Origin of the sequence: Gordonia sp. C13 (assembly GCF_023218005.1) — a bacterium.
Classification (GTDB): Bacteria; Actinomycetota; Actinomycetes; order Mycobacteriales; family Mycobacteriaceae; genus Gordonia; species Gordonia namibiensis.
On record NZ_JALPSY010000018.1, the window covers coordinates 89399 to 99956 of the forward strand.

At 68.1% G+C, this 10558-nt stretch carries 10 protein-coding genes; 5 read left to right on the plus strand and 5 right to left on the minus strand.

All coding sequences use genetic code 11. The features are described from left to right. Positions 1–32: 32 nt before the first annotated feature. From M1L58_RS15035 to M1L58_RS15055, 5 genes are all read right to left on the minus strand, one after another. The gene (locus tag M1L58_RS15035) at positions 33–872 is read right to left on the minus strand and encodes a formylglycine-generating enzyme family protein (RefSeq protein ID WP_280985365.1); all 840 of its coding nucleotides are present in this window, start codon (positions 870–872) and stop codon (positions 33–35) included. Between the two features lie 83 nt (positions 873–955). After that, positions 956–2875, minus strand: coding sequence for an adenylyl-sulfate kinase (cysC, locus tag M1L58_RS15040; protein ID WP_248659481.1), 1920 nt, complete (start codon positions 2873–2875; stop codon positions 956–958). Further along, a complete protein-coding gene (cysD, locus tag M1L58_RS15045; RefSeq protein ID WP_308221819.1) occupies positions 2875–3852 on the minus strand; it encodes a sulfate adenylyltransferase subunit CysD in 978 nt (325 codons plus the stop codon). The genes cysC and cysD overlap by 1 nt, the downstream gene beginning before the upstream one ends. Continuing rightward, on the minus strand, positions 3849–4658 hold the full coding sequence (stf0, locus tag M1L58_RS15050) for a trehalose 2-sulfotransferase (RefSeq protein ID WP_248659482.1): 810 nt from the start codon (positions 4656–4658) through the stop codon (positions 3849–3851). Before stf0 ends, cysD begins: the two co-directional genes overlap by 4 nt. Positions 4659–4776: 118 nt before the next feature. After that, positions 4777–6165 carry a sulfatase family protein gene (locus tag M1L58_RS15055; protein ID WP_248659483.1) on the minus strand — a complete coding sequence of 463 codons (1389 nt, stop codon included), beginning with the start codon at positions 6163–6165 and terminating at the stop codon, positions 4777–4779. A gap of 242 nt (positions 6166–6407) precedes the next feature. Here M1L58_RS15055 and efeU point away from each other — a divergent pair, with 242 nt between their 5' ends. The 5 genes from efeU (at position 6408) to M1L58_RS15075 (ending at position 10415) form a co-directional block, all read left to right on the plus strand. Further along, positions 6408–7370: an iron uptake transporter permease EfeU gene (gene efeU / locus M1L58_RS15060; RefSeq protein WP_154884691.1), complete on the plus strand. Its 963-nt coding sequence runs from the start codon at positions 6408–6410 to the stop codon at positions 7368–7370. Next, positions 7367–8575: an iron uptake system protein EfeO gene (efeO, locus tag M1L58_RS15065; protein WP_006867442.1), complete on the plus strand. Its 1209-nt coding sequence runs from the start codon at positions 7367–7369 to the stop codon at positions 8573–8575. The genes efeU and efeO overlap by 4 nt, the downstream gene beginning before the upstream one ends. Further along, positions 8572–9900, plus strand: a complete 1329-nt coding sequence (gene efeB / locus M1L58_RS15070) for an iron uptake transporter deferrochelatase/peroxidase subunit (RefSeq protein WP_248659484.1) — start codon at positions 8572–8574, stop codon at positions 9898–9900. The genes efeO and efeB overlap by 4 nt, the downstream gene beginning before the upstream one ends. 237 nt (positions 9901–10137) lie before the next feature. Further along, positions 10138–10263, plus strand: coding sequence for a hypothetical protein (locus M1L58_RS23355; protein ID WP_282578738.1), 126 nt, complete (start codon positions 10138–10140; stop codon positions 10261–10263). Further along, positions 10260–10415 (plus strand): hypothetical protein, encoded by a 156-nt coding sequence (locus M1L58_RS15075; RefSeq protein ID WP_248659485.1) that lies wholly within the window; start codon positions 10260–10262, stop codon positions 10413–10415. Before M1L58_RS23355 ends, M1L58_RS15075 begins: the two co-directional genes overlap by 4 nt. Positions 10416–10558 lie beyond the last annotated feature (143 nt).

The window sequence follows — 10558 nt, forward strand, 5'->3', positions numbered from 1 at the left end:
GTCGGCGGCCGGCTTCGGTTCCCGACGCCCCGTCAGCCCTCCGACGCGGCGTCGCCCACCGTGCGGAATCCGATATTGCTCGTCGTCGAGTTCGGGGTGTTCGACGATCTCGCCGCAACGCGGTAGCGGTTGCAGTACGAGTCGTGACAGAGATGGCTGCCACCGCGGAGGACGCGCAGGGTGCCCCGGGTCGGTCCGGTGGGGTCGACGGTGGCGGAGGTCCGGTAGTACCGCGCGCTGAACCGGTCGGCGCACCACTCCCACACGTTGCCCACGCACTGGTAGAGGCCGTATCCGTTGGGTTCGAAGGTGCGCACGTCGACGGTGCCGACGTGTCCGGTCGGACGGTCGGGGAACTCGCCGCGAAAGATGTTGCAGCGCGGATCTTCCGGACTCGGACGCGTGTCGCCCCAGGGGTACCGCGCACCGTCGCGGCCACCGCGTGCGGCGTACTCCCACTGCGCCTCGGTGGGCAGCCGCCGGCCGGCCCAGGAGCAGTACGCGAGCGCGTCGTCGTGGCTGACATGCACAACGGGATGAGTGTCCTTACCGGTCAGGTCGCTGCCCGGTCCCCCGGGATGCCGCCACGATGCACCGGGTGTCGCGAGCCACCACGGGGTCTCGGGAACGGGCTCGCCGGGCGCGGTGGCATAGCTGTGGAAGACCGCCGAGATACCGGCCCGTTCGGCGTCGGTGACGTACCCGGTCGCCTCGACGAAGGCGGTGAAGGCGGCATTCGTCACCGACGTGACGTCCACCGAAAACGCCCTGAGTTCGACGCCGTGCACCGGGACCTCCCCGTCGGTGCGATAGCCCTCGTCGTGCGCATCGCCCATCCGGAAACGCCCTGCGGGCACGTCGACTGTCGCCACACGGTGCTGTCCGCGCTCCCCCACCGACGGCCGGCTCCCCCCGTCAGCGTGGGATCCCGCGTGTCCGGGCGGGTGACAGCAACTCACCCGTCCATGATGCCGCGATCCATCAGGGCACCGAGGATCAGCGAGGCGAGCCGGTCGATGTCGGCACCGGTGGTGTCGAACCGCAGATCCGGCTGCTCCGGGCTCTCGTAGGGAGCGTCGATGCCGGTCAGGCCGCGCAGTTCGCCGCGACGCGCCCGTTCGTACAACCCCTTGGGGTCGCGGCGTTCGCATTCGCTGACCGGGGTCGAGATGTGCACCTCGATGAACTCCAGGTCCGCCGCGCGGTGGAGTTCCCGTGCGATCTCCCGATCCGACCGCAGCGGCGACACCATCGACGCGATCGAGATGACCCCGGCGTCGGCGAAGAGTCGCGCGACATGGCCGACACGGCGGATGTTCTCCGCGCGGTCGCCGGCCGAGAACCCGAGGTCGTCGGAGATGCCGTGCCGGATGTTGTCGCCGTCGAGGAGGTAGGCCACACGGCCGCGGCTGACGATGGCGCGTTCGAGTGCCACCGCGACGGTCGACTTGCCCGATGCCGGTAAGCCGGTGAGCCACACCGTCGCCCCGCGCTGACCGGTGTGCGCCCAGCGTTCGGCGCGCGCGAGCGAACTCGGATGCCACTTGATGTCGTTGCGGGTCGCCTTGCCGGGCACGACCTCTCGCGGCTCCAGGATCGTGCCCGCGCCGACGGTGTCGTTGGACGCCTCGTCGATGAGGATGAAGGCGCCGGTGTCGCGGTTCTGGTCGTATGGATCGGCCGGCACCACCGACGACGTCCGCAGGGTGATCGTCCCGATGTCGTTGAGCACCAGCTCACTCGGACCCACGTGTTCGATCAGGGTGTCGGGGTCGAGGCGACGTTCGAGCGACTGGACGGTGGCACGCACCGTCGAGGGCCCGTGTTTGAGCGCGACGCGATCGCCGGCGCGCAACGGCGACGTCGACAGCCAGCACACGTGGGCGTCGATCTCACGGGCGAGTACCGGAACGTGCGCGCCCTCGGCTCCGCTGACGACGATGTCTCCGCGACCGATGTCGATGTCGTCGGCGATCTGGATGGCGACCGAGAGTGGCGCGACCGCAACCTTTCTCGTCTCGTCGAGGGTGTCGAGGGCGGTGACCGTGGACCTGCTGCCCGACGGCAGCACCACGATCTCGTCACCCACCTGCAGGGTGCCCGACGCGAGTCGTCCGGTGTAGGTACGCCGGTGGGATTCACTCGGCCGCGACACCCACTGGATCGGCAGGCGTAATTCCTCGGTAACCGGTGCGGGCGCATGCAGTTCGACGGTCTCGAGGTAGTCGAGGAGCGTCGGGCCGTCGTACCACGGGGTGTTCGTCGAGCGGTGCACCACGTTGTCGCCGTGCTTGGCGGCAACCGGCACGGCGACGATCTCGTCGATGCCGAGTTGCACCGCGAGTTCGGCGAGGTCGGCGCGGATCTCGTCGAACCGGTGCTGCGAGAAGTCGACGAGGTCGATCTTGTTGATCGCCGCGACCACGTGGGGAACACCGACGAGGGTCGCGATGCGCGCATGGCGTCGGGTCTGCCGGAGCAAGCCGTGGCGGGCGTCGACCAGCAGCACCGCCACGTGGGCGTTCGAGGCCCCGGTGAACATGTTGCGGGTGTAGCGCTCGTGTCCGGGGGTGTCGGCCAGGACGTAACTGCGTGTGGGCGTGGAGAAGAAGCGGTACGCGACGTCGATGGTGATGCCCTGTTCGCGCTCGGCGCGCAGGCCGTCGGAGAGCGCCGCGAGGTCGACGTCGCCGTCCCCGTCGGTGACCGCTTCGAGGTGGTCGGTGGGCAGGCTGCCGGTGTCGTGCAGGATGCGACCGATCAGCGTGGACTTGCCGTCGTCGACGCTGCCCGCGGTCGCGATGCGGAGGAATTGCCTTGTCGCGCCGACGGTCGGATCGCTGGGGTCGACCGTCTGAGGAGAGGTGGTGGTCATCAGAAATACCCTTCGCGCTTGCGGTCCTCCATGGCAGCGCTCGACGTGCGGTCGTCGGCGCGGGTCTCACCGCGCTCGGAGACCGTCGCCTCGCGGATCTCGGCGATGATCTCGGGGATCGTGGTCGCCCTCGAGCGGACCGCACCGGTGATCGTCAGGTCCCCGACCGTGCGATAGCGCACCCACTCGGTGGTCACCTCTTCCCCGTCCCGGGGCTGCGAGAACTCCGAGACCGACAACAGGATGCCGTCCCGTTCGAAGACCTCACGCTCGCCGGCGAAGTAGATCGACGGCAGTTCGAGGTTCTCGAGTTCGATGTAGCGCCAGATGTCGGTCTCGGTCCAGTTCGACAACGGGAACACGCGGACGGACTCTCCGCGGCGGATGCGCCCGTTGTACAGCGACCACGGTTCGGGACGCTGCGCACGCGGGTCCCACTGCCCGAACTCGTCACGGAAGCTGAAGATCCGTTCTTTGGCCCGGGCGCGTTCCTCGTCGCGGCGGGCACCGCCGAAAGCCGCGTCGAAACCACCCTTTTCGAGTGCGTCGAGCAGCGTGCGGGTCTGCAGCCGGTTGCGCGACCCCGAGGGATCGGTGGACTCCGCGACGCGCCCGGAGTCGATGGACTCCTGGACCGAGGCGACGATCAGTTCGATGCCGTCGGGGTTGTCGGCGGTGGGCGCGACGCGTCGATCACGGAACTCGATGACCTCGCCGAAATTGTGCCCGGTGTCGACGTGCATGATCGGGAAGGGCAAGGGTGCCGGACGGAAAGCCTTCTCCGCCAGGCGGAGCAGCACGATCGAGTCCTTGCCGCCGGAGAACAGGAGCACCGGGCGTTCGAGTTCGGCCACCACCTCGCGGATGATGTGCACCGATTCAGCCTCCAGGACCCTGATCGCGGTGACGTGATCGATGTCGTCGGTCGTCTGGGGGGCTGCAGCCTGCGGGGCTGCGGTCTGTGGAGCTGTGGTCACAGCGGATATCCGTTCCGTTCGGCGTCTTCTCGGTAACGCTGAGCCCATTCCTTGGACCGCGAGTTCGACTGTGGTTTGAGCGGTGGCGGCGGCGCCAGCGCCGGGTCCTGGCCGATCTTCTCGAGCACCCGCGCAGCCGCCTTGGTGGGATCGTTCACCAGATCGCGGAACTCGATGTCGAGCGGCTCGATCCCCTCGGCGGCGAACCAGTTGCGCCACTGCCGTTCCTGTTCGATCAGGATGCCGGCGAGATGCGCGATGCCCTCGGCGTGATACACCGCCGCGTCCTCGTCCTCGCCGTCGGAACCGTCGTTGCGCCACACCCGGGTCTGCACCGCGCGCCACATCGAAACCGCCTGCGGCACCACGTCATCGCGGTACACGTGCACGTACACCGGGTCGGCGCCGTCGAAGATCCACCGGATCGCGGTCCGCAACGATCCCGAACCCACACGACCGCGGGAGATCAGCAGCGGTGTCTGATTCCACATGAGCTTGCCGCCCCACACCCCGTTGGCGCTGCGACCGGCCGCCAAGATGTCGGCGCGCCAGGTCTCGGCGTCGCGGGTGTCGACGGTGCCGGGATCGATCGGATCCAGGAGTTCCAGGATCGTCGGGTCGGTGACGCCGGCGAACCACTCACGCGGCTGAGGCGATTGCGACGAGGAGGCGAAGTACTGGAAGAACTCCTCCGGCGTGCCTGCGACGGAGGTCGCCGACAGGGACTCGACGAGCAGTGTGCTGCCGCTGCGCTGGCTCGCGCAGACGAGGTAGTTCGACGGCCCCGCAGCGGGCGTTGCTGACATGCAGCAGAGTCTATAGATCCGAAAACCCCTCGCAACCTGGGTTTTTAGGCGCAGCGAGGCGAAAACTCTTGACACCGGACACCGGTCGTGAGTGTCCCCGGCCGGCGCCGGTTTCGGTTCAGCGGCCCCCGGAGGTGATCTCCCCGGCCAGCTCGCGTTTGGACCCCTGCGGACGACGGGACGGCAGCGCCTCCTCCTGGGGTTCGACCTGCGCCGCCTTGGCGTGGAAGGCCTCCATGAAGCGTTCCGCGATGGCCGTGCCGGTGGCCTCGTCGGGTAGCTCGTCACCGGTCTCGCTGCGCCATGCAGACAGCGTCGCGGCGAGCGTCGCGCGGACCTCTGCATACGACGGGTCGTCGGCGACATTGTTGCGCTCATACGGATCGGAACTCAGGTCGTAGAGCTCGATCCGCGGCCGGTCCTGTTGGATCGCTTCGGAATCCAGCGATCGCGCGGACAGGCTGTCGGCTATGTCGAGTGGCAGCAGGAGCGCCGGCCGGGCCGCGAAGTTCTCGATGTAGCTGTACTCCTTGGTGCGCACGGCACGGATCGGATCGAAGGCGTCGTGGTAGGTCTTCTCGGTGAAGACCTCGGTGCGTACCGCAGGCTCGCCGAGCGGCTCGACGAGGGCCCACGCGTGGGAGTCGCCGTCCACGTCGTCGGGGATGTCGACGCCCAGCAGGTCCAGCAGCGTCGGGGTCAGGTCGACCCCGGAGAACAGATCGTCGTAGACCTGCGACTCGATGTGCCGCTGCGTCGGCGGTCGCATGATGAGCGCGACGCCGGTGCCCTCCGCGTACAGGGTCGACTTCGCCCGCGGGAACGCCAGTCCGTGGTCGGTGATGAACACGATCCACGTCGAGGAGTCCAGTCCCAGTTCGGCGACGGTGTCGAGCAGACGACCGACCGCGGCGTCGGCCTTGGTGATCGAACCGTGCAGACCCGCGAGGTCGTCGCGGACGTCGTCGGTGTCGGGCAGGAACCCCGGGACGGCGATGGCGGTGGTGTCGGACGGCTTGTACTCGTCGGCCGGATACGGCCGATGGGTCTCGAAGAAGCCCGCGGTCAGGAAGAAGGGCCGATCCTCGTTGGCGTGACGCCGGAGCCAGTCCTGGGACTGCTCGACGACGTAGTCGCATCGCGAGTCGGAGACGTCGACCGAATCGAAACCGAGTCGCTGCGGGTCCGCGCTCTCGTGTTGCATCCCGAACAGCGCCGACCGGTACCCGGCGCCGGCCAGCAGCGACGGCAGCGTCCGCACGTCGGCGTGGTACTCGAACCCGTGGTGCGCGAGACCGACGAGCCCGTTGGAATGGGGGTAGCGCCCGGTGAACAACGAACCGCGGGCCGGCGAGCACAGCGGCGCGGTGGCATGGGCGTCGGCGAAGCGGATGCCGTCCGCGGCGAGCTGATCGAGGGTCGGCGACTCGACACCGTCGGCGCCGTAACACGTCAGGTGACGTCCCAGGTCGTGCCAGTGGATCAGGATGACGTTCTCGCGTGGCATGCCCCCATGATGACGCAGGTCGCCGCCCGCGCCGTCGTCACAACTGCCCGCGATCCCGACATACCGCGCACGGCAGTGACCTAGGAGTTGAAATCACCGTGCGCCGAATCCGGGGTCGGGTTCGGCGCAGGCCCCCGCTAGGGCGATGTGCCCTACGCAGCCTCCCGCCCGAGGTCTAGTCTCTGTATGGCTAGCCTTACAGAACCATCGGCGCCGGCCGCGCCGAGAGACGGACGAACTGAATGGATCACCTCACGGCACTCGCCTCGAGTGGCGTACACGTGTTGGCCGCCGCCGACGGACCGTCGGTCTGGACGCAGATGTTCGGTAGCGCGCTCATCGGACTCCGCGAAGGACTCGAAACCGGGATCGTCGTCATGGTCCTCGTCGCCTTCGTCGTCAAGACCGACCGCCGGGACGCCCTGAAGTGGATCTGGGCGGGCGTGGCCGCGGCAGTGGCGATGACGCTCGTGGTGTTCCTCGTGATCCACTTCGGCACCTCGACGATGACGCCGCTCGCGGCCGAGACGATCGCCGGCGTCGCGTCGCTGGTGGCCGTCGCGATCGTGACGTTCATGGTGCTGTGGATGAGCGAGGCCTCCTCCCACATCTCCGCAGACCTCAAGAGCGGGATGTCGAAGGCGCTCCTCGCCGGTGGTGCGTCGGTGCTGGGTCTGTCGTTCCTGGCCGTCGGCCGTGAGGGTTTCGAGACCGCCCTCCTGATGGTCGGGTATGCCGAGAGCGTCTCCGGTGGATTGTGGCCGCTGCTCGGCCTCGTCGTCGGAATCGTTGCCGCGATCGTGTTGACCGTGCTGATCTACCGCGGCGCCATCCGCCTGAACCTCTCGGTGTTCTTCACTTACACAGGCCTGTTCCTGATCATCGTCGCCGCCGGAATTCTCACCTACGGCGTCCGCGCGCTGCAGACGGTGGGCTGGCTGCCCGGCCACGACAACATCGCCTTCGACGTCTCCGGAACCTACGACGCCTCGTCCTGGTACGGAACCGTCCTCGGTGGCATCTTCAACGTGCGACCCGATCCGACTGTCCTTCAGGTGATCGCCTGGATCGTCTACGTCGTCGTCGTGACCACGATCTTCTTCCGACGCCAACGCGCGAGCCATCGGGCCGTTGCGCAGAAGACCACAACCCCCGACGAGAGCACCGCACCCGCGGAGCCCACCCCCGAAAGGAATGCTCAGTGACTCGTAGACCCGTGGTGGCCGCAGCTGCGGCCGCGGTGGTGATCGCCCCCGTGCTCCTCGCCGGCTGTACCGAGAAGAGCAACTCCGAGGGCGCGATCGCCGTGACCTCGACCGCCGACGCCTGTGATCTCGCGACCACCGACGCGACGACCGGCAACGTGGACTTCACGGTCACCAACTCCGGCGACAAGGTCACCGAGTTCTACGTCTACGGGAACAACAACCGCGTCCTCGGCGAGGTCGAGAACATCGGGCCCGGACTCTCCGGCAATCTGACCGTCGAGATCGTCGAACCCGGCACCTACACGGTGGCCTGCAAACCCGGCATGGTCGGCACCGGCATCCGGACCGAGCTCAACGTCGGCGGCGAGCGCAAGGAGAAGGCCGACGTCCCCGCCGACGTGACGGCCGCCAAGGCGCAATACCTCGAGTACGTCCGCAACCAGCTGAACACCCTGCACGCCCAGACGACATCGTTCGTCGACAGCGTCAAGAAGGGCGATCTCGACGCGGCGCGTGCGCAATTCGGTCTCGCGCGCACGCCGTACGAGCGGATCGAACCGGTCGCCGAGTCCTTCCCCGATCTCGACCCCGCCATCGACATGCGGTGGGACGACACCGAGGACGGCACCCAGCCGTTCACCGGATTCCACCGCATCGAGCGGTTCCTGTGGCCGCCGCAGGCCGACGAGATCGGCGACGCACCGGGCCAGATCACGCCGTCGGATGCCGCGAACGCGAAGGAGACCGACAATCCGCAGGCCATCGCCGAGATCGCCGACGGCCTGCTCGCCAACGTCACGAAGCTGCGCGACGAGGTCAACTCCCCCGACTTCGACTTCGAGACACTGTCGTTCGTGAAGGGCCCGCAGGCGCTGATCGACGAGGTCGCCGCCACCAAGGTCGACGGTGAGGAAGACCGCTACTCGCACACCGACCTCTGGGATTTCGCCGGCAACCTCGACGGCTCGGAGACCGCGATCGCGACGATGCAGCCGATCATCGCCGCCAAGAACCCGGCGCTGATGGACAAGATCACCGCCCAGTTCGCGACGGTGCGCGACTCGGTGAACTCCTACCGCGACGGTGACGGCTACGTGTCGTACACCGAGGTCACCCCCGAGCAGCGCAAGGAACTGTCGAATCAGATCGATGCGCTCTCGGCCACCCTGTCCCAGGTCCCGGGAATCGTGCTGCAGCAATGAGTGATCCGGCCCCCCGCCCCGACGACGCGCAGCCCACCGAACCCGTAGGCCACACGAAGAAGCGACGTGGTCTGTCGCGTCGTGCGATCCTCGGCGGAACCGGCGCCGGTCTGCTCGTCGCCGCGGGCGGGGTGGCCGTCGGCCGTGCCACCACGCCGGCGCCGGCGGCCGATCACGTCGTCGAGTTCCGAGGCCCACGACAGGCCGGGATCATCACCGCCGCACAGGATCGACTCCATTTCGCGAGCTTCGACGTCGTCACCGACAACCGCGACGAACTCATCGCCGTGCTGCAGCGTTGGACCGACGCGGCCGAACGCATGACCCGCGGTGAGGAGACCGTCCCCGACGGCGCTACCGGCCTCGGTGAGTACACCCCGCCCGGCGACACCGGAGAAGCGTTGGGGCTGAGTGCCGCTCACCTCACGCTGACGATCGGCTTCGGTCCGGGGTTGTTCGGCCCCAGCGCGTCTGCCCCCGACCGGCCCGACCGTTTCGGTCTCGCCGACCGTCGCCCACCAGCCCTCGTCGATCTGCCGATGTTCGCGGCGGAGAAGATCGATCCTTCGAAATCGTACGGGGACATCTGCGTGCAGGCCTGCGCCGACGACCCACAGGTCGCCGTCCACGCCATCCGCAACCTCGCGCGGATGGCGGTGGGCGTCATGGCCATCCGCTGGTCGCAACTCGGGTTCGGCCGCACGTCGTCGACGACACAGTCCCAGGACACCCCTCGAAACCTGTTCGGTTTCAAGGACGGCACCGCGAACCTGCGCGCCGAGGACACCGACCTCCTCGATCGCTGGGTCTGGGTTGCCCCGGAGGACAATCCCCCGGCGGCGCAGTGGATGACCGGCGGCACCTACCTCGTCGCCCGGCGGATCCGGATGGACATCGAACCGTGGGACCGCGCCAACCTCTTCGAACAGGAACAGATCGTCGGACGCACCAAGAGATCCGGCGCCCCGCTGGGCAAGTCCGGCGAGTTCGACGACCCCGACTTCGCGATCACCTCCGGTGGCACCCCGATCATCGCGCGCAACGCCCATGTCCGGCTGGCACATCCGGACAACCTCGGCGGGGTGCGAATCCTCCGCCGCGGCTACAACTTCACCGACGGCACCGACGGTTTCGGCCACCTCGACGCCGGCCTGTTCTTCATCGCCTTCAACCGCGACACCGGCAAACAGTTCGTGCCCATGCAGCAGGTCCTGTCCCGCCAGGACGCCATGACCGAGTACCTCATCCCCAACGGCTCGGCGAACTTCGCGATCCCGCCCGGCCTCGAGCCCGGCGAGTGGTGGGGGCAGCGGCTCTTCGAGTGAGTTCCCGCGTGCGGGTTTCCTTCCCGCCCGCACAACTCCCTCCCGCTGGCCAGACCTGACACGCGGGAAGGAAACCGGCCCGCGGGAAGAAAATCGGCAAGCGGGAAGTCGGGTCCGCCCTCAGACCCCACCCCGTCGGCGGCTTTTGGTGAGGTGCACCGACGAGTTCGACCCTCGGCCTCCTCGGGGCGGGCACCCTCGCCGTCGAGCACACCCGCGCGATCGCCCGGGTCCGGCATGGGCACGGGCCGACTCGTCGTCGACAGTCGCGCCACCGCGCTGGCCAAGTCGGGGGACGTCCTGCTCGCGGTCTCCGAAGGACACCTGGCCGAGGACGCCGTCCCCGTCGAGTTGGGGACGTGATCGTCGATCCCCGACTCGGCCGAAGCAGCGACGACGACATCACCCTGTTCAACTCCGTGGGCATCGGCCTGCAGGATCTCGTGATCGCCCGCCTCCTCGTCGACGCCGCCCTCGCGTCTGACATCGGAACCAGAGTAGAGATGAGCGCATGAGCGAGAACGCATCACAGCAAGGGTTCCTGACGCGAGCCATCGGAGGCGTCGAGGAGGCCGAGGCCCTGCGGGTCATGCGCACCGCAGTGTCGTCCCGGTAGTACGCCACGCGCGCGCTCACGAAATCCGTTCGCGCTCACCCA